Raw genomic sequence first — 17,201 nt, 5'->3', positions numbered from 1 at the left:
ATCCGCCACAGACGCCGGGATTGTTCGCTTTGTTGTCGCGCGGCCGCCGGCTGGACTGACGCAGCGGCGCCTCGACGGTGCTGGTTCCGCATGCGTTACGGGATTGTCCTCCGGCAAGGCGCAAAACCCACCCCATGGTCTGGACGGAAACTGAACCAATGACACGATCCACGGCACAGATCACCGGCACATATTACTGGCACAGATCACCGGTATCCGGCAGGAGCCAGGACGCGTTCTCCGTCAAAGCCTGCCGATAAGCCATTCTGTCCGGGAGGTTACCACGCAGCAATAGCCGCCGGATGTGGCGCGACTGTCGATCGGATGTGGGGTCTCCAGCCCCGGACCGCTCGCTTGCCCCGGTCAGCCTCGCTCACCGCCGATTGGTTATCTCCGCCGCATCCGCCGACTGCTGGCAATAGTCGGCCATTGCAGAGAACCGAGCAGCCTTCTTGTCGATCTGGTGCCCATCCATACGGGCAAGGGTGACATGGAGCGCGCAGAGGCCCTGTAGTGTTTCACGGCTCACGTCCATCTACCGTTCCTCCCCCTCTGTCAGGGCAGCGCGGATCTCACACTTCCCAAGGCGCAAAGATCCGTCTGCAATTCGCTCTTGCCAGACGTCCCAGGCCCTCTCTCTTGAAAGCCCGTATCCGACCATTTCCTGAAACCAGGCCTCAATGGCCTCCCGCCGAAGTCCGCGAACCGTGTAAGGCATGTGCCACTCGGTTCGACTGCTGCGACCGAAAACACACCAGCCCTTGTAAACGATGCTTTTCATTCCTTCACCTCCCCGGCAGGGCGGGAGCGGAGGGCGGTGATGATGTCTCTGGCCGCATTTTCGGTATTCGCACTGTATTGACGGATTGTCATTACGACACGCACCAGTGACTCCATCCCGGCATCCGGCTGCGGGGTGAGGGCGGCGAGACGTTCGCGCATTTCACGGGCGGGATGCACCAGATCGCAGAGACTGGCCTGCTGCGCTGCACCTTCCTCCCCGTGAAGGGCTACGTCGATTTCACGCGCAAGCCTCTTTGTGTCCAAGTATGCCTCTTTGTAATCATCGCGCTCGGCCTCCACCTCCGCGACACGATCCAGCGCGGCGTCACGCGCGGCAGTCATGTCGTTATGTTGGCGCGTCAGTTTCAGGACTTACGGAATACATTCCCCGACGCGCATTTCTACGCCAGCTGCGGACGCGAGTTTCCTTGCGCATGGTCCGCATCGCGCCACATCATCGGCGCGCTCAAAGCACAGATCGGAGTCCTCACACACGCCAACCACATCGGACTTGTGCAGCAAGCGACCGCCGTCCGAAATCGTGAATTGCTCGGCTGCGCGCAGCCTCTCCACCTCCCCCCGCAGGCTCTCCGCGTCTTGGGGGTGGGCGGATGGTCGGTCGTAAGGCGGCACAGCAGGGATGACGTCTGCAACACGATCAGCATAGGAGAGCGTCCCGCGCACCTCGCAAACCACCCCCAACGCCGTGCTGTATCTGCTCATGTATTCGGCGGGATCACGGCCCTTGGACATATAGTAGCTGTCGTGCATCTGTCGGATGAGAGTTTCTATCAGCCCCGGATCATTCTGCCGCTGACGCCCGCCGCCCGTGCCGGTAGACTTCGGCCCTGATGGCGCCGGAGGGAAGTTTTCGAAAGCTTGCCATGATCGTATTACGCACATGCTGAATTCGTGCGTAATACGAGGGACGAAAAGTCCGAAAGAGGCAACCCATTCAGGGAAAACTCAGGCCAGAAACTTTAAAATTTCCCAGTAATGCGCCGCAATCCGGGAAACCCCGGATTTAGCTGGTACGGGTGGTCGGACTCGAACCGACACTCCTTGCGGAAACAGAGTTTGAGTCTGTCGCGTCTACCATTCCGCCACACCCGCATTCCACAGCACCCGTCATGGCAGCGACCGGATCTGGATCCGGCCGGAGGGCACCGTCTGGCAGGCTGTCCAGGCGCATTTGCCCGGGGTCAGCCCGCTCCGGCGCTTATGGGGGCAATGCGGGGGGGGCGTCAAGGGTCCAGGCGGCGATGGTGTCTGGTGCCGGATCGCAGGGCGCAGCTGAGGAGCACCGCGGCGAATACTGGCCCAGGGGAAGCCTCGGCAAGAATGGTGGCCGGGAGAAAATCGCCGGGCTACCGGTCAATTGCGGGACGGCGCCCGGCCTCCATTCAGGACAGCAATTCAGGACCGGTCTGTCGGCCATCTGGCGGGACGGATAAGCATGGCAGCGGGGCGTGACGGGGGAAACGGTAACGCATCAGGCTGGCTCGGGGCGCCGGAGCTGTTCGGACGCCACGCCGGAAACCGGCTCTGACGAAGCGTTGGTCAGGCAGCCGGGCCGGCAATGCGCCGCCGCACCCGATGCGCCGAACGAGGACAGCCCCGGACACTGAAAACCGCCCCCCTCCCGCATCAACCGGGCGGCTGGCCGATCATCCGCATGACATATTGCCCGTCTTCATCGGGGCTGCGGGTGAAAGCGAGTTTCAACCCGAGCGCATCCCATTTTTCGACTGCCCGGTAGCTGGTGAAAACCACGAGACTCGATACCGGAACCCCCTCGGGGTTAACTTCGACATCTTTTTCGTCATAGCCCGGCCTGGCGGCGAACAGATTGCCGGAACCCCAGTTCAGGCTCTGTCGTAAATGCGCAAGCCGCAAGGCAATCTCGCAAGCGGCATTCGGGTGATAACTGCCCCGATTGCGCGAAAAACCTTCGACAATGCTGACCGCATCGGTGCCCGTGCCGAAAGTCCTCTCGAAATCGCCCATATCCCTGTCTCCGCGCGACAATGCCGCCGGCACAGTAAACGCGCCTCATCTGGCTGAAATATGGCGGGAAAACCGGGGGCGAAGCAAGGCCCCCCTCTCAGTCCCCGGCGTCTTCCCCGCCCGCTTCGCGCGCCCGGCCGCGAAAGCCCATGGCGATCACGAATTTCTCCGAGGAATCCTTGCGGCTGGAGGGCGGTTTCACATTGGCGACTTTGGTGAAATTGCGCTTGAGTTCCGCCTGCATCTGGTTCTCGGCCCCCCCCGCCAGCACCTTGGCAACAAAGGTGCCGCCATCTTCCAGCACATCATAGGCAAAGGCCAGAGCCGCCTCGATCAGCGCGATGATGCGCAGGTGATCGGTGCCTTTATGCCCCGAGGCCGCCGCCGCCATATCCGACAACACCACATCGGCGCGGCCACCGAGCCAGGTTTTCACCTTTTCATCGGCACCCTCTTCAAGGAAATCCAGCTGATGGATCTCGGCGCCCGGGATCGTCTCCACCTCTTGCAGATCGACGCCCAGCACATAGCCTTTCGGCTTTTTCAGGTTCTCGCCCAGCGAATTGACGCGCGGCACCGCCACCTGGCACCAGCCCCCCGGCGCGCAGCCCAGATCCACCACCCGCGCGCCCGGTTTCAGGAACTCATAGCGGTCATCAAGCTCCATGATCTTATAGGCCGCCCGCCCGCGATAGCCTTCGCGTCTGGCGCGCGCCACATAGGGGTCGTTCAGCTGCCGCTCCAGCCAGAGCGTCGAGGACAGGCGCCGCCCCTTGGCGGTCTTGACCTTGATCCGCAGATCCCGCTGGCCGCGCCCGGATGTGTTCTTGCCCTCTGGCGGTTTCGTCATCTTGCGGCCCTTCCCTTACGGCGCTTCATCCAGCACGCCATCGGCGCTCATCTGGGCATATAGCAGCCCTTCGCGCAGACCGCGATCCGCAACCGACAGCCGCTCGGTCGGCCAGATCCGCATCAAAGCCTGCAAGATCGCAGCGCCCGACATGATCAGCGTATGGCGGTCACGCCCGATCCTTGGATCGGTGCGTCGCCCCTCAGGGCCAAGCGCCAGATAGTCGCGGATCACCCCGTCGATCTGCGTTGACGTCATCTGCAACCCGTCCACCTTGGCCCGGTCATAGCGTTTAAGCCCCAGCCAGGAGGCCGCGACCGTGGTGACGGTGCCTGAGGTGCCGATGATCTGGAACCCCTCGCGTTTCGACTGCGCGTGATAGGGGCTGAAGCTCGCGAGGTTTTCCTCGAAAAACCAGGACATCAGCGCGAAACGCGCGGCATCATCCTCGACATCCTGGAACTGCTCTTTCAGCGTCGCCACGCCCAGCTTGACCGAGATCCAGTCGACCACCCGCGCCTGCGGCAGGTCGGATTTCTGGTTGAACCCGGTCCTGAGCCGCATGATCGACTTCGCCCGGTCCTCCGGCGGCACGCCGGAAAGGTCGATCCAGACCAGTTCGGTCGAGCCGCCGCCGATATCGACCACCAGCAGCTGTTCGGTCCTCGGGCTGACCAGCGGCGCGCAGGAGACGACGGCCAGCCGCGCCTCTTCTTCCGCCGAGATGATCTCCAGCGACATGCCCGTCTCACGCCGCACCTGGCGGATGAATTCGCGGGCATTCCTCGCACGGCGGCAGGCCTCGGTCGCGACCAGTCGCATCCGGGTCACGCCATGTTTCTCGATCTTTTTCTGACAGATCCGCAGCGCCTGGATGGTGCGCGCCATCGAGGTCCGGCTGAGCCGCCCCGATGATTCAAGCCCCGCGCCAAGCTGCACGGTCTTGGAAAAACTGTCCGTGACCTCAAACTGCGCGCCCTGTGGCTGGGCGATCAGCATGCGACACGAATTCGTGCCAAGGTCCAGCGCCGCATAAAGCGCTGATCCCCGGCCTTCGCGGGGTGACGGAACACCTGGATGGGAGCCGGATTCCTCCGGCTCGACCCTTACTGGTGTCGCGTCCGCCCCTTGGGGACGCTCGGGCGTCATACCGCCCTCCATATGTGGTTGAGGCCGAATGTAATAGCGCCGCCCTGGTATGACAAGGTTTCATCCTGGGCCGCTTTCCGCCGGTTGGGCGCGGCCGGCGCCGCCCGCTCTTGCGCAGCCTGCCGCAACCTGGTCGCTGCAAGTCTGCACCATGTCGAAAACCGACCACGGATGCAGGTTTGCGACGTCTACACAAAGGCAATCAGGCCCGGAAAAAGGCTGCGGGGAGAATCGACGGAAATGCCGGAAATCACCATCGTCCGCTGGAGAGACATTCCCGCTCAGGTCATCGTCGGCAAGGGCCGGCGCGGCTCGAAAGCACAGCTGCCCGAGCGGTTTGAACAGGCGATCGACCGCTGCGCGATGAAGATCGGTGCGCGCGATTCCGACGCCTATCTGGCCGAATGGCGCAAGGCGGTCGAAGGTGAGGCCGAGGGCGAGCCCGATGATATCGCCCGCGATACCGCCGCCCGGCTGGATGCCGAATACGACCATGAAAAGATCAAAGAACTGATCGCCAATGATGGCTGGGCCACGCCTCGCAGCGCTGGCTGACCCCTGAATGCAACCGACGTTAAAGGAGCGACTGATGGCCCTGTTTTCCTTCCGCAAACCCACCGCTCCCGCGCCTTCGGGCGGCGATCTCGAAGCCTTCCTCAAGGGGTATTCCATCGAGGTGATGCCGCGCACCGCCGAGAAGATCGAGGATTTCCGCGCGCTGCTGCCCCAGGGCACCCGCGTCTACATCGCCCATATCGAGGGCACGCCGATTGAAGACATGGTCGCCACCGCGAAACGGATCGGCGAACAGGGTTATGATGTGATGCCGCATTTCCCGGCGCGCATCATCAAGGACAAAGCGACACTGGTTGACTGGGTCTCGCGCTACAAGGATGTCGGCGTGCGTCAGGGTCTGATGCTGGCTGGCGGCGTCGCGCAGCCACATGGCGATTTCCACTCTTCGATGCAGATGCTGGAATCGGGCGCCTTTGACGGGTTTGACCGCCTGCATGTCGCCGGCCACCCCGAGGGGAACAAGGATATCGACGCCGACGGGTCGGACCGCGCCGTGATGGAGGCCGCCCGCTGGAAATCCGCCTTTGCCGAGCGGACCGACGCGAAGATGGCGATGGCGACGCAATTCTGCTTCGACGCGGAACCGGTGATCGCCTGGGTCAACCGCCTCCAGGCCGAGGGCATCAACCTGCCCGTCCATATCGGCATTGCCGGCCCGGCAAAGCTGCAGACCCTGATCAAATTCGCCATTTCCTGCGGCGTTGGCCCGTCTTTGAAAGTGCTGCAAAAACGCGCTCTGGATGTGACCAAGCTCCTCTTGCCCTATGAGCCGACCGAGGTTCTCTCAGCGCTGGCCGCCCATAAGGCCGCCAATCCGGGCTTTGGAATCGAGCAGGTGCATTTCTTCCCGCTGGGTGGCATCAAGACCAATGCCGAATGGGTCACCGCCAATGGCGGCCTCTCCGGCAAACCGGCCCGCGCCGCATAATCGTCTTCACACAAAGGTTTAAGAATGACCCGCACTGTCATTGAATCCAAAACGAAAACCGTCATCATCGGTTTCGACGAACCCTTTTGCGTGATTGGCGAGCGCATCAATCCGACGGGGCGCAAAAAGCTTGCGGCCGAGCTGGAGGCGGGGAATTTCGAAACCGTCATCAGGGATGCGCTGGAGCAGGTCGCCTGTGGCGCGACGGTGCTGGACATCAATTCCGGTGCGGTCTTCACCAATATGATGGCGAAAGATCCGCGCTATGCCGACAACAACTTTGTCGAGCCGCCGCTGATGAAGCAGCTGATCGAAATCGTGCAGCAGACCGTCGACGTGCCGCTGTGCATCGACTCTTCGGTCCCGGGCGCGCTTGAGGCCGGTCTGATCGCCTGCGAGGGCCGGCCGCTGCTGAACTCGGTCACCGGCGAGGAGGAGCGCCTCGAACTGGTGCTGCCGCTCGTGAAAAAATACAATGTGCCGGTGGTGGCGATCTCGAATGACGATACCGGCATCTCGCCCGATCCGGATGTGCGTTTTGCGGTGGCAAAGAAGATCGTCGAGCGTGCCGCCGATTTCGGCATTCCGGCACATGATATCGTCGTGGATCCGCTGGTGATGCCGGTCGGTGCCATGGCCTCGGCCGGGCAGCAGGTCTTCACCCTGGTGCGCCGCCTGCGCGATGAGCTGGGCGTCAACACCACCTGTGGCGCCTCCAACATCTCCTTCGGCCTGCCGCATCGCCACGGCATCAACGGCGCCTTCCTGCCGATGGCGATCGGCGCCGGCATGACCTCGGCGATTATGAACCCGGTCCGCCAGCAGGAGATGGAGGCGATCCGCGCCGCCAATTTCCTGATGAACCATGACGCCAATGGCGGCGAATGGATCCGCTTCTCGAAAGTGATCGAGGCGGTCGAGGGCGGTCAGAGCTTCTCCGAGGCCTCTGCCGCTGCCGCCACCAGCGCGGCGGGCGGTCGTCGCGGCGGACGTCGCGCACGCGGCTGAATTCGGCCGCAGCTGAATCGGTCGCGGCTGAGACTGTCAGTCAGATGCAAGGGCGCGCAGGGCCTCTCTGCGCGCCTCTGGCATTTTTGCAAGCTCGACACAGGTGAAGACATGCAGCGTGTCGAGCTGCCGGTCCACCACCGCATGATCCGAAACCCAGCCGCCAAGCCCCAGGTAGAAGCGGAGCAGTGGCGGCAGCGCGGCCAGCGCCGCCTTGCGGTCGGTGACCGGCCCGGCCAGGGCGGGATAGCCCACCACCTCCGCCGCGCGGCACCCCGGAAGCAGGGCCTCCGGCCCCTGATGCCCCTGCGCCAGCAAAGCCAGCGCGGCGCGGTGGCGCTGCCAGTCTGCGCCGGGGAAAGACGCGCAGCCGAACAGGCATTCCGCACCGCTGGTCAGCGTGATGCGCGCCAAGGCCGCCCAGGTGAGGCGCAGCGCCTCCCATCCGGCGGCGGGGCTGGCGGAGAAGCGACCGGGCTCAAGCATCGCGCGCGCCTTCCCCGCCTTCGCCAGCGCAGTCAGATCATAGAACCGCGCCGAGTAGCTCTCCTGCGCCGCCTGCGCGCTCACCAGCACCCGCATCGCGGCAAGGAGCGCCCCGTCGCGCCCCTCGATCATCAGATGCGCCGCCACCGCATCCAGCGGGTCGGCCCCCTCCCCCGGCCAGGCCCGCGCCCTGAGCGCCATGACCGCCGCATGATCCGCCGCCGTGGCCGCTAGGCGCGCCCGCATACCGCCCCGGACGATCTGAGCCATTTCCGGCGCGATGATCGCAACCTCGCCTCTCGACATTCGCTTCCCGCGCCCTAGATTCGTCATCTGACACCCATCATCTCAGGGAGAGCGATATGAGCAAGATCGTCAAATCGGATCAGGACTGGCGCGCACAGCTCTCGGATCTTGCCTATGAGGTCACCCGGCGGCACGCAACCGAACGCCCCTTCAGCCATGACGATTTCCCCGAAGGCGAAGGCCTCTATACCTGCACCTGTTGCGGGGCGCCGTTGTTCACCTCGGAAGACCGCTACGATTCGGGCTGTGGCTGGCCGGCCTTTACCGCGCCGGTCGGGGCGGAAAGCGTCGGGGATTCGCGCGATACCAGCCATGGCATGATCCGCACCGAGGTGCATTGTTCGCGCTGCGACGCGCATCTGGGCCATGTTTTCCCCGACGGCCCGCCGGATCGCGGGGGCCTTCGCTATTGCATCAACGGCGTGGCGCTGGATTTCGACCGCCAGGATGACTGACAGAATGACTGACCGGGGCGGCTGAAGAGACAGCCGGTCCGGCAAAAGAAAACGGCGCCGGTATCCCCGGCGCCGTTTTCAGTTCCGTCAAACCCTGGATCACTCGCGGAGCAGGTCGCCCGCCGTGATGCGGCCCACATTGCCCAGCAGCTGGCCGATAAAGGTGACGCCCTTGATATTCGTCTCGGTGACGCGGCGCGACAGCTCGATCACGCGGCCATCCTCCAGCCCGTAGCGGCCGATATTCTGCACCGTGCCGCTTTCCGAGAAGTTGATCGCGACGACCTGACGCTCGATCTCCTGCGGCTCTTTCGGGCCGTAATGTTCGAACCGGCTTTGCACATAGAACCAGCCCAGATCGTTCAGCAGACCCTGAGCCGAAGGCCGGCCGATCTTTTCGGCCACGGTCTCGCGGGTATCGACACCGATCTCGACCTTTCCCAGTTCCACATCATCGGGCACATAACCGTGATTGCGGTAGACCTTTGCACAGGCCGCGACCATGAGCAGAAGCCCCAGGGCCGCCATACGCAGCGCCATTCCTGTCCTGCCTGCCATTCCTGCCCCGTTGCTCTGCCCTAATTCTCTGCGATAAAGGTCGATAACCGTCCGTTCCGGCCGGCAATGCCCTCTTGCGCCCTGAGATAGCAGAAGGATCGCCCTTTGTTCAAGGCAACAGTCTCTGACCCGACCGGCGCTGACCCCAGACCCGCCGGCCCCGTCGCGCGCATGCCCCGGAACCAGACCCCGTCCCCGCACCCGAATCCCTGTAAAATCAGGCCCTGAAAGACCATGGCAGCGAAGCCCCCCTCCTCCCCGACCGCCCCGGTTGCAGCCGCCGCCGCCGCCGAGGCACCGCGCCTGCGCGCCGCGACCCTCTCGCATCGCAAACCCACCCGGTTCCGCTGGCGGCCCGATGCCGCTGCCCGGGCAGAGCTGGCCCGCAGCCTCGATCTGCAGCGAATCGACACGCTGACTTTTGCCGGCGAGATCCTGCCCGAGGGCCGTTCCGATTTCCGCCTGAGCGCGAGGCTTGAGGCCGATCTGACCCAGTCCTGCGTCGTCACCCTTGCCCCGGTCCCGGCCAGAATCGATGAGGAGGTCAGCCGGCGCTATCTCTCGGACTGGGCCGATCCCGAGGCCGAGGAAACCGAGATCCCCGATGATGACAGCCAGGAGGCGCTGCCCGAGGTGATCGACATCGCCGATGTGGCCCGCGAGGCTCTGGCGCTTGCCCTGCCGCCCTGGCCGCGCGCCGAAGGGGCAACGCTTGGCGAGGCGGTTTTCGCGCCGCCGGGCGAGACGCCGCTGACGGAAGACGCGCTGAAACCCTTTGCCGGGCTTGCGGGTCTGTTGAAAAAAGACGACAAGCCCGACGGCGCGCCCGAAACCTGACCGGCGGAATGGAGGCCAGGGCAGGCGAAGGACAGGATCGCGGCGGAATAGGGGTTGCACCTTTACCGAAAGCGAGTATTTTCCGCGCCTCATTCACGCTGTGAAACAGCAATGGTTTTCTATTGCCCGAATGGTCCTGGCGACCCGGGGGGCAAGGTTGGGCCAGCGTTGATCACAAGGAAAACCGGGTCGGCTGGAAACAGAAGACCCCATAGAAATCAGGGGCTTGTCCCCGCTAGCCAAGCCCCGAGGTTGTGACATGGCCGTCCCTCAGAACCGAGTTACCAAATCCCGCCGCAACATGCGCCGCGCACATGACGCGCTGGTTGCCGCGAATCCGAACGAGTGCAACAACTGCGGCGAACTGAAGCGCCCGCACCATGTCTGCCCGTCCTGCGGCCATTACGATTCGAAAGAAGTCGTGGCTGTCGCTCGCGAAGTCGATATCGACGAAGACGCAGCATAAGCTGTATCCCGGCAGCGGGGCCCAAGCATGAAGAGCGTGAAAGACACCTCGCCTGCCGGCACTGCTGCCCGCCTCGTCATATCTGCGGATGCCATGGGTGGTGACCAGGGACCGGCGGCATTTGTCGCCGGCCTTGCCGATTCTATTGCCCGCCATCCTGATCTTTTCGTCATCCTCCATGGCGATGAGGCACGACTTGCGGCCCTGGTCGCAAGAAATCCGATCCTCGCGGACCGGGTCGAGATCCGTCATGCCGCCGGGGTGGTGACGATGGATGACAAGCCCGCCCATGTGATGCGCCACGGCCAGAACACCTCGATGTGGGCGGCGATTGACAGCGTCCGCAATGGCGAGGCGGGGGCTGCGGTCTCTTGCGGCAATACCGGTGCGCTGATGGCGGTGTCCATGCTGCGGCTGCGCAAATTGCCCGGGATCAACCGGCCTGCGATTGCCTGTCTCTGGCCCTCGCGCAACCCGGGCGGTTTCAACGTGATGCTGGATGTCGGCGCCGATGTGAAAGCGGACCCGTCCGATCTGCTGCAATATGCGGTGATGGGATCGGCCTATGCCTCGCTGGGTCTCTCGATCCAGCGCCCGCGCGTGGGGCTGCTGAATGTCGGCACCGAGGAGCACAAGGGCCGGGCCGAGCTGAAAGAGGCCAATGAGATGCTTGCCGCCCATGCGGCTTCGGGCGGCTTTACCCATATCGGTTTCGTCGAAGGGAATGAGATCCCCGGCGCCCGTGCCGATGTGATCGTGACCGATGGCTTCACCGGCAATGTGGCGCTGAAAACCGGTGAAGGCACCGCTAAACTGGTGGTCGAGCGGCTGCGTGAGGCCTTTACCGCCAGCTTTTTCGCCAAAATTGCCGCGCTGCTGGCGATGCGCTCGCTCAAACGCTTCCGCGAGAATATCGACCCGCGCCGCGTCAATGGCGGTGTGTTTCTCGGGCTGAAAGGCACCGTGGTGAAATCGCATGGCGGCTCTGATGCGACCGGCATTTCGGCGGCCATCGGTCTGGCGCGCCGCCTCGCGCTCAGCGGGCTGACCGAACGCATCGCAGCCCGTCTTGCATCTGTCGAAACGGCGCGGCAGGATGGCGTGTCTGAGGGAACGGGGCCAGAGGGGTCCCCGGAGGGATCCGCCGGTGCAGCCGGCGAGGGTCCCGCGAAAGAGGGCGGTTCATCCGTATGACGTTGCGCGCGGTGGTCAGGGGCGTCGGGCATTATCTGCCCGAGCGGGTTGTTCCGAATTCCGAATTCGAAAAACTGGTCGATACCACCGATGAATGGATCCGCTCGCGCTCTGGCATCGAACGGCGCCATTTCGCGGCCGAAGGCGAGATGACCTCGGATCTGGCCTGCAAAGCGGCTGAGGCGGCGCTGAAAGATGCCGGCATGTCGATTGACGAGATTGACGCCATCGTGGTCGCCACCTCGACACCCGATCTGACTTTCCCGTCTGTCGCGACCATGGTTCAGGGCCGGCTTGGCATGACCAAAGGCTTTGCCTTTGACGTGCAGGCGGTCTGTGCGGGTTTTGTCTTCGCGCTTTCCAATGCCAATGCGCTGATTGTCTCGGGCCAGGCGAAACGCGCGCTGGTGATCGGCGCCGAGACCTTCTCGCGCCTGATGGACTGGACCGACCGCGGCACCTGCGTGCTGTTCGGCGACGGCGCCGGTGCGCTGGTGCTTGAGGCCGTCGAGGGCAAGGGCGACATCTCGGATCGCGGCATCCTCACGACCGATCTGAATTCCGACGGCCGCTACCGCGACCTGCTTTACGTCGATGGCGGCACCTCGACCGGCACCACCGGGCATCTGAGGATGGAAGGCAAGGAAGTCTTCCGCCATGCGGTCGAGAAACTCGCCGAGACCGCACATGCCTCGCTCGACAAGCTGGGGCTGAGCGGTGACGATGTCGACTGGATCGTGCCGCATCAGGCCAATATCCGCATCATCGAATCGACCGCGAAACGGATGAAAGTACCGATGGAGCGGGTGGTGGTGACGGTACAGGATCACGGCAATACCTCGGCCGCATCGATTCCCCTTGCGATGTCCGTCGGCCATGCGCGCGGCCAGATCAAAACGGGTGACCTGCTGGTCGCCGAGGCAATCGGCGGTGGTCTGGCCTGGGGTTCGGTCGTGCTGCGCTGGTGATTCCGGCCGGATACCGCCCGAATACCCCGCGAAACACCGCCTGAACCATGCCATACAAGTCTTTGATATTGACAAAGCAATTCCGGACTCCCCATCCTTACAAGGTCAATCCCGGGGGGGACCTTGAGACATGAGTGAAAAGACGCTGACGCGTATGGATCTGACCGAGGCGGTGTTCCGCGAAGTCGGTCTGAGCCGCAATGAATCCGCCGACCTGGTTGAAACCGTGCTGCAGCATGTCTCGGACGCGCTGGTTGCCGGTGAGACCGTCAAGATTTCGTCCTTCGGCACCTTTTCGGTGCGGGCGAAGTCGGCGCGGGTCGGGCGCAACCCGAAAACCGGCGACGAGGTTCCGATCTCGCCCCGCCGTGTGCTGACCTTCCGGCCCTCGCATCTGATGAAAGACCGCGTGGCCGCCGGCGCCGGCAAATAAGCCAGGCCCCACAGCCAGACCTGCATTCAGACCTGCAGCCTGGCCCGGCCGCTGCCGCATTTCCGGTGGCAAGGGGCAGACATGATGCAAAAAGGCCTGCGCGGTATGAAACCCGGCCGGCCGTGACGAGGCAGGAGCGTCCGATGGACAAATCTCCCGACGCCTTCCGGACCATCTCGGAAGTCGCCGAGGCGCTGGAGACCCCGGCCCATGTGCTGCGCTTCTGGGAAACGCGGTTCCCGCAGATCCGCCCGGTGAAACGGGCGGGCGGGCGGCGCTATTACCGCCCCTCGGATCTGGCGCTGCTGGCGGGGATCCGGCGGCTTTTGCACGAAGAGGGGATGACGATCCGCGGCGTGCAGAAGATCCTGCGCGAACAGGGGGTGCGCCATGTTGCCGGCCTAACCGATGAGGCCAGCGCCGAGGAAGAGGCGCTGATCTCGGCGATGTCGACCAAAACCACTCCCCGCAGCGCCGAGGTCACCCGGCTTACCCCGCGCGAGGCCGATCAGGCCAGTATCGACGCGCTGGAGGCCGAGGCGCGCAGTGCCGCCCTGCCGGATGCGGGCAGCAGCGAGGCCGACGATCCCGGATCGGATTCGTCTGCCACCGTCATCGCCTTCCCCGTTGAGACCCCGAAAGAGCCCGCCTTGCCCGCCTTCGATCCGCGCCAGATCATGTTCCCCGGTTTCGAGGCAGATGCCGGGCCGGTGGATGAACTGTCGGTGGATGAGCTGATCGCCCCGGTCGAAGAAGAGGCGCGTCAGAAGGATCCGGCACAGGCGGAAAGCCCCTCGCAGGCAAAAGACGCCGCCCGGTCGGAAGATGTGGCGCATGAAGAGGCGCCCTTTGCCTTTGATATCGGGCCGGAAGATGACCTTGGCCTGGATCCCGATACCGGGGATGAGGCAGGACGCAGCGACAGCATCGCGCCCTTCCCCGTGCAAGAGGACCAGCCGCGCGCGCGCGCCGCAGCCGGGGCGGACCAGCCTGTCGATGAGGCCCCACCCACCCCGGATGTTCACACCCCGGCTTCTCATACTGCGGCGCATCACACGCTGGCCGCGCGGCTGCGTGCCCTGCCCCCGGGCCGGCTCAATCCCCGCAACGAGACCCTGCGCAGCCTGTCCCGCCGGCTTGTCGCCCTGCGCCAGCGGCTTTCCGAGGCGCAAAAACACGGCGGATAAGCCCCTCGCCGACCCCGCCTGGCGGCGCGATGAAATTCGACCGCGCCGCCGCCGCTTTGCGCTTGAACCCGCGCGGAAAATCGTTATTCAGGCGCCAGTGTCGGGCCGTAGCGCAGCCTGGTTAGCGCGTCCGTCTGGGGGGCGGGAGGTCGTGAGTTCGAATCTCACCGGCCCGACCATCGAAAAACCGCCCGCCTGCCTTCGCAGCGCGGGCGGTTTTCATTTGCAAAGCGCGGCGGTTACGATCTGCAACCCATCGGATGAAGAGGAAGCACAGCATGGCAAAAAGCGGCGTCCTGCCCGATCACGCGATCCGTGCGCTTCTGTCTGACGGCGCCATTCCTGCCGCCAGCCCGGTCCAGGATGTCCAGGTGCAGCCCGCCAGCCTTGACCTGCGGCTGGGACGCTTTGCCTGGCGGGTGCGCGCCTCTTTCCTTGCCGGTCGCGGCCGCCGCGTCAGCGAAAGGCTTGACGAATTCTCGATGCACCGGATCGACCTCGGCGCGGGTGCGGTGCTGGAAAAGGGCTGCGTCTATCTGATCGAACTGGCCGAAAGCCTTGCCTTGCCCCAGGGCATCACCGCCGTCGCCAATGCGAAAAGCTCGACCGGGCGGCTGGATCTTCTGACCCGCACCATCACCGATGGCGGCACCGAATTCGACCGCATTTCCGAGGGTTACACCGGCCCGCTCTATGCCGAAGTCTGCCCGCGCTCGTTTTCCGTGCTGGTGCGCGAAGGGCAGCGGCTGAATCAGATCCGTTTTCGCGCCGGCGAGGCGCGGCTTTCGGATCAGGATCTCGCGCGGCTGCATGCCGAAGTGCCGCTGGTCGATGGCACGCCCGTGATCTCCGAGGGGCTTGGCTTTTCCGTCGATCTGCGCCCCGCCAATGGCACCCTTGCCGGCTATCGCGCAAAACCCCATACCGGGGTGATCGACCTTGACCGTATCGCCCATTACCCCGCCCGCGATTTCTGGGAGGAGGTGCATAGCGAGGATGGCCGCATCATCCTCGACCCCGGTGCCTTCTATATCCTTGTCTCGCGTGAGGCGGTGACGATCCCGCCCGACCATGCCGCGGAAATGGCGCCCTATCTCGCCATGGTCGGCGAGTTCCGCGTTCATTATGCCGGTTTTTTCGATCCCGGCTTCGGCCATGATGCGGCCGGAGGCCATGGCTCGCGCGGGGTGCTGGAGGTGCGCTGCCATGAGGCGCCCTTCGTGCTGGAACATGGCCAGGTGGTCGGCCGGCTGGTCTATGAGCGGATGTCCTCGCCGCCCGAACGGATCTACGGCGCCGATCTGAAATCGAATTACCAGGGCCAGGGGCTGAAACTGGCGAAACAGTTCCGCTGACGGCGCCACGCGCGCCCCAGTCCCCGCTTGCGATTCCCCGCTTGCGAATTCTGGGCGCCGGACCTATGGCAAAGCCATGACCCAGCCCTCCATGACCCAGCCTCAGCGCCTCCTCATCATCGACTTCGGTTCGCAAGTCACCCAGCTGATCGCGCGGCGCCTGCGCGAACTGAGTGTCTATTGCGAGATCCATCCCTATCAGCGCGTGACCGACGCCTTTCTGACGGAATTCGCGCCGCGCGCGGTGATCCTGTCTGGCGGCCCGGATTCGGTCACCCGCGAGGGCAGCCCCCGCGCGCCGGAAAGCCTCTGGGCGGCGGGTGTGCCGGTTCTGGGCATCTGCTACGGCCAGCAGACCATGATGCAGCAACTGGGCGGGCTGGTGGAATCCGGCCATGGTACGGCTGAATTCGGTCGCGCCTTTGTCACCCGTAAAGGCGCCGATCTTGAGATCCTTGACGGCTGGTTCCAGGCCGGGGATGAGCAGGTCTGGATGAGCCATGGCGACCATGTGTCAAAGATCGCGCCGGGCTTTGATGTCTATGGCACCTCGCCCAATGCGCCTTTCGCGATCACCGCCGATCCCTCGCGCCGCTTCTACGCGGTGCAGTTCCACCCCGAGGTGCATCACACCCCGAAAGGCGCGAAGCTTTACGAGAATTTCGTGCGGCTGGCGGGCTTTACCGGCGACTGGACCATGGCGGGCTACCGCGAGGAAGCCATCCAGAAGATCCGCGACCAGGTCGGCGACAAACAGGTGATCTGTGGCCTGTCGGGCGGCGTTGACTCGTCGGTTGCCGCCATCCTGATCCATGAGGCGATCGGCGATCAGCTGACCTGCGTTTTCGTCGATCACGGGCTCTTGCGGAAGAACGAGGCGGCGGAAGTCGTCAAAATGTTCCGCGACAATTACAAGATCAAACTGATCGCGGCGGACGAATCCGACCTGTTCCTGAACGCGCTGGAAGGCGTCTCTGACCCCGAGGTCAAACGCAAGACCATCGGCAGGCTCTTCATCGACGTGTTCCAGAAATACGCGAACCAGATCGAGGGCGCTGAATTCCTTGCCCAGGGCACGCTCTATCCCGACGTGATCGAGAGCGTCTCCTTCTCCGGCGGCCCCTCGGTCACCATCAAATCGCATCACAATGTCGGCGGCTTGCCGGAAAAGATGGGCCTGAAACTGGTCGAACCGCTGCGCGAGCTGTTTAAGGACGAGGTCCGCGCCCTTGGCCGCGAACTTGGCCTGCCCGCCTCCTTCATCGGCCGCCACCCCTTCCCCGGCCCCGGCCTTGCGATCCGCTGCCCGGGCGAGATCACCCGCGAGAAACTCGCCATCCTGCGCGAGGCCGATGCGGTCTATATCGACCAGATCCGCAAGCATGGGCTTTATGATGAGATCTGGCAGGCCTTCGCCGCCATCCTGCCGATGAAAACCGTCGGCGTGATGGGGGACGGGCGCACCTATGATTACGCCGTCTCGATCCGCGCGGTCACCAGCGTGGACGGCATGACCGCCGACACCTACCCCTTCACGCATGACTTCCTCGGCGAGACGATGACCCGCATCATCAATGAGGTCAAAGGCGTCAATCGCGTCTTCTACGACCTGACCTCGAAACCGCCGGGCACTATCGAACTGGAATAGTTTGTGC

19 protein-coding genes and 2 tRNA genes are annotated in these 17,201 nt (G+C 64.1%); 13 read left to right on the top strand and 8 right to left on the bottom strand.

Annotated elements, in window-relative coordinates; genetic code table 11:
* Positions 1–373 precede the first annotated feature (373 nt).
* From DRF71_RS27125 to DRF71_RS02420, 6 genes are all read right to left on the bottom strand, one after another.
* Positions 374–535 (bottom strand): hypothetical protein, encoded by a 162-nt coding sequence (locus DRF71_RS27125; protein WP_157970882.1) that lies wholly within the window; start codon positions 533–535, stop codon positions 374–376.
* A gap of 242 nt (positions 536–777) precedes the next feature.
* Positions 778–1,125 carry a hypothetical protein gene (locus DRF71_RS02445; RefSeq protein WP_112308999.1) on the bottom strand — a complete coding sequence of 116 codons (348 nt, stop codon included), beginning with the start codon at positions 1,123–1,125 and terminating at the stop codon, positions 778–780.
* A 687-nt stretch (positions 1,126–1,812) separates the two neighbouring features.
* Positions 1,813–1,896: transfer RNA gene (locus DRF71_RS02435), tRNA-Leu, on the bottom strand.
* A 534-nt stretch (positions 1,897–2,430) separates the two neighbouring features.
* Entirely contained in the window at positions 2,431–2,790 is a 360-nt protein-coding gene (locus tag DRF71_RS02430) for a hypothetical protein (RefSeq protein WP_112308997.1), read from the bottom strand.
* 97 nt (positions 2,791–2,887) lie between these two features.
* Complete coding sequence (locus DRF71_RS02425) at positions 2,888–3,640, bottom strand: RlmE family RNA methyltransferase (RefSeq protein WP_112308996.1); 753 nt, start codon at positions 3,638–3,640, stop codon at positions 2,888–2,890.
* Positions 3,641–3,655: 15 nt separating this feature from the next.
* Positions 3,656–4,789 (bottom strand): Ppx/GppA phosphatase family protein, encoded by a 1,134-nt coding sequence (locus DRF71_RS02420; RefSeq protein ID WP_112309934.1) that lies wholly within the window; start codon positions 4,787–4,789, stop codon positions 3,656–3,658.
* Positions 4,790–5,029: 240 nt separating this feature from the next.
* Here DRF71_RS02420 and DRF71_RS02415 point away from each other — a divergent pair, with 240 nt between their 5' ends.
* From DRF71_RS02415 to DRF71_RS02405, 3 genes are read left to right on the top strand one after another with little or no spacing between them, the layout of a single operon-like run.
* The gene (locus DRF71_RS02415) at positions 5,030–5,344 is read left to right on the top strand and encodes a virulence factor (RefSeq protein WP_112309933.1); all 315 of its coding nucleotides are present in this window, start codon (positions 5,030–5,032) and stop codon (positions 5,342–5,344) included.
* Positions 5,345–5,378: 34 nt separating this feature from the next.
* Positions 5,379–6,293, top strand: coding sequence for a methylenetetrahydrofolate reductase (locus DRF71_RS02410; protein WP_112308995.1), 915 nt, complete (start codon positions 5,379–5,381; stop codon positions 6,291–6,293).
* Positions 6,294–6,317: 24 nt separating this feature from the next.
* Entirely contained in the window at positions 6,318–7,301 is a 984-nt protein-coding gene (locus tag DRF71_RS02405; protein WP_112308994.1) for a methyltetrahydrofolate cobalamin methyltransferase, read from the top strand.
* Positions 7,302–7,337: 36 nt separating this feature from the next.
* Here the strand turns inward: DRF71_RS02405 and DRF71_RS28965 are convergent, their stop codons facing one another.
* Positions 7,338–8,093, bottom strand: coding sequence for a GNAT family N-acyltransferase (locus DRF71_RS28965; protein WP_269814323.1), 756 nt, complete (start codon positions 8,091–8,093; stop codon positions 7,338–7,340).
* Between the two features lie 56 nt (positions 8,094–8,149).
* Between DRF71_RS28965 and msrB the strand changes: the two genes are divergently transcribed.
* Complete coding sequence (msrB, locus tag DRF71_RS02395; RefSeq protein WP_112308993.1) at positions 8,150–8,548, top strand: peptide-methionine (R)-S-oxide reductase MsrB; 399 nt, start codon at positions 8,150–8,152, stop codon at positions 8,546–8,548.
* 99 nt (positions 8,549–8,647) lie between these two features.
* Here the strand turns inward: msrB and DRF71_RS02390 are convergent, their stop codons facing one another.
* Positions 8,648–9,088 (bottom strand): outer membrane protein assembly factor BamE, encoded by a 441-nt coding sequence (locus DRF71_RS02390; protein ID WP_232831261.1) that lies wholly within the window; start codon positions 9,086–9,088, stop codon positions 8,648–8,650.
* A 252-nt stretch (positions 9,089–9,340) separates the two neighbouring features.
* Between DRF71_RS02390 and DRF71_RS02380 the strand changes: the two genes are divergently transcribed.
* The 9 genes from DRF71_RS02380 (at position 9,341) to guaA (ending at position 17,194) form a co-directional block, all read left to right on the top strand.
* Entirely contained in the window at positions 9,341–9,943 is a 603-nt protein-coding gene (locus DRF71_RS02380) for a YceD family protein (RefSeq protein WP_112308991.1), read from the top strand.
* Positions 9,944–10,202: 259 nt separating this feature from the next.
* Positions 10,203–10,409: a 50S ribosomal protein L32 gene (gene rpmF / locus DRF71_RS02375; protein ID WP_092896987.1), complete on the top strand. Its 207-nt coding sequence runs from the start codon at positions 10,203–10,205 to the stop codon at positions 10,407–10,409.
* Between the two features lie 27 nt (positions 10,410–10,436).
* Positions 10,437–11,603: a phosphate acyltransferase PlsX gene (plsX, locus tag DRF71_RS02370; RefSeq protein WP_112308990.1), complete on the top strand. Its 1,167-nt coding sequence runs from the start codon at positions 10,437–10,439 to the stop codon at positions 11,601–11,603.
* Positions 11,600–12,571, top strand: coding sequence for a beta-ketoacyl-ACP synthase III (locus DRF71_RS02365; RefSeq protein WP_112308989.1), 972 nt, complete (start codon positions 11,600–11,602; stop codon positions 12,569–12,571). The genes plsX and DRF71_RS02365 overlap by 4 nt, the downstream gene beginning before the upstream one ends.
* A gap of 130 nt (positions 12,572–12,701) precedes the next feature.
* The gene (gene ihfA, locus DRF71_RS02360; RefSeq protein ID WP_112308988.1) at positions 12,702–13,004 is read left to right on the top strand and encodes an integration host factor subunit alpha; all 303 of its coding nucleotides are present in this window, start codon (positions 12,702–12,704) and stop codon (positions 13,002–13,004) included.
* Between the two features lie 143 nt (positions 13,005–13,147).
* Positions 13,148–14,191 carry a MerR family transcriptional regulator gene (locus DRF71_RS29610; protein ID WP_198672046.1) on the top strand — a complete coding sequence of 348 codons (1,044 nt, stop codon included), beginning with the start codon at positions 13,148–13,150 and terminating at the stop codon, positions 14,189–14,191.
* 101 nt (positions 14,192–14,292) lie between these two features.
* A tRNA-Pro gene (locus DRF71_RS02350) sits at positions 14,293–14,370 on the top strand.
* Between the two features lie 99 nt (positions 14,371–14,469).
* A complete protein-coding gene (locus DRF71_RS02345) occupies positions 14,470–15,546 on the top strand; it encodes a 2'-deoxycytidine 5'-triphosphate deaminase (protein WP_112308987.1) in 1,077 nt (358 codons plus the stop codon).
* Between the two features lie 91 nt (positions 15,547–15,637).
* Complete coding sequence (gene guaA, locus DRF71_RS02340) at positions 15,638–17,194, top strand: glutamine-hydrolyzing GMP synthase (protein ID WP_112309930.1); 1,557 nt, start codon at positions 15,638–15,640, stop codon at positions 17,192–17,194.
* Positions 17,195–17,201: the final 7 nt, after the last annotated feature.

This window comes from Pseudogemmobacter bohemicus (assembly GCF_003290025.1).
GTDB lineage: Bacteria > Pseudomonadota > Alphaproteobacteria > Rhodobacterales > Rhodobacteraceae > Pseudogemmobacter > Pseudogemmobacter bohemicus.
The sequence above is the reverse complement of the archived record's forward strand: the minus strand, read 5'-3'. Positions and strand labels throughout refer to the sequence as shown.

What these genes read in the sequence shown, in the direction of transcription:
- msrB (WP_112308993.1), top strand. Translation starts at nt 8,150, where the DNA reads ATGAGCAAGATCGTCAAATCGGATCAGGACTGGCGCGCACAGCTCTCG.
- DRF71_RS02420 (WP_112309934.1), bottom strand. Translation starts at nt 4,789, where the DNA reads ATGACGCCCGAGCGTCCCCAAGGGGCGGACGCGACACCAGTAAGGGTC.
- DRF71_RS02390 (WP_232831261.1), bottom strand. Translation starts at nt 9,088, where the DNA reads ATGGCGCTGCGTATGGCGGCCCTGGGGCTTCTGCTCATGGTCGCGGCC.
- DRF71_RS27125 (WP_157970882.1), bottom strand. Translation starts at nt 535, where the DNA reads ATGGACGTGAGCCGTGAAACACTACAGGGCCTCTGCGCGCTCCATGTC.
- DRF71_RS02425 (WP_112308996.1), bottom strand. Translation starts at nt 3,640, where the DNA reads ATGACGAAACCGCCAGAGGGCAAGAACACATCCGGGCGCGGCCAGCGG.
- DRF71_RS02445 (WP_112308999.1), bottom strand. Translation starts at nt 1,125, where the DNA reads ATGACTGCCGCGCGTGACGCCGCGCTGGATCGTGTCGCGGAGGTGGAG.
- plsX (WP_112308990.1), top strand. Translation starts at nt 10,437, where the DNA reads ATGAAGAGCGTGAAAGACACCTCGCCTGCCGGCACTGCTGCCCGCCTC.
- DRF71_RS02405 (WP_112308994.1), top strand. Translation starts at nt 6,318, where the DNA reads ATGACCCGCACTGTCATTGAATCCAAAACGAAAACCGTCATCATCGGT.
- rpmF (WP_092896987.1), top strand. Translation starts at nt 10,203, where the DNA reads ATGGCCGTCCCTCAGAACCGAGTTACCAAATCCCGCCGCAACATGCGC.
- ihfA (WP_112308988.1), top strand. Translation starts at nt 12,702, where the DNA reads ATGAGTGAAAAGACGCTGACGCGTATGGATCTGACCGAGGCGGTGTTC.
- DRF71_RS02345 (WP_112308987.1), top strand. Translation starts at nt 14,470, where the DNA reads ATGGCAAAAAGCGGCGTCCTGCCCGATCACGCGATCCGTGCGCTTCTG.
- DRF71_RS29610 (WP_198672046.1), top strand. Translation starts at nt 13,148, where the DNA reads ATGGACAAATCTCCCGACGCCTTCCGGACCATCTCGGAAGTCGCCGAG.
- DRF71_RS28965 (WP_269814323.1), bottom strand. Translation starts at nt 8,093, where the DNA reads ATGTCGAGAGGCGAGGTTGCGATCATCGCGCCGGAAATGGCTCAGATC.
- DRF71_RS02415 (WP_112309933.1), top strand. Translation starts at nt 5,030, where the DNA reads ATGCCGGAAATCACCATCGTCCGCTGGAGAGACATTCCCGCTCAGGTC.
- DRF71_RS02365 (WP_112308989.1), top strand. Translation starts at nt 11,600, where the DNA reads ATGACGTTGCGCGCGGTGGTCAGGGGCGTCGGGCATTATCTGCCCGAG.
- DRF71_RS02430 (WP_112308997.1), bottom strand. Translation starts at nt 2,790, where the DNA reads ATGGGCGATTTCGAGAGGACTTTCGGCACGGGCACCGATGCGGTCAGC.
- DRF71_RS02380 (WP_112308991.1), top strand. Translation starts at nt 9,341, where the DNA reads ATGGCAGCGAAGCCCCCCTCCTCCCCGACCGCCCCGGTTGCAGCCGCC.
- DRF71_RS02410 (WP_112308995.1), top strand. Translation starts at nt 5,379, where the DNA reads ATGGCCCTGTTTTCCTTCCGCAAACCCACCGCTCCCGCGCCTTCGGGC.
- guaA (WP_112309930.1), top strand. Translation starts at nt 15,638, where the DNA reads ATGACCCAGCCTCAGCGCCTCCTCATCATCGACTTCGGTTCGCAAGTC.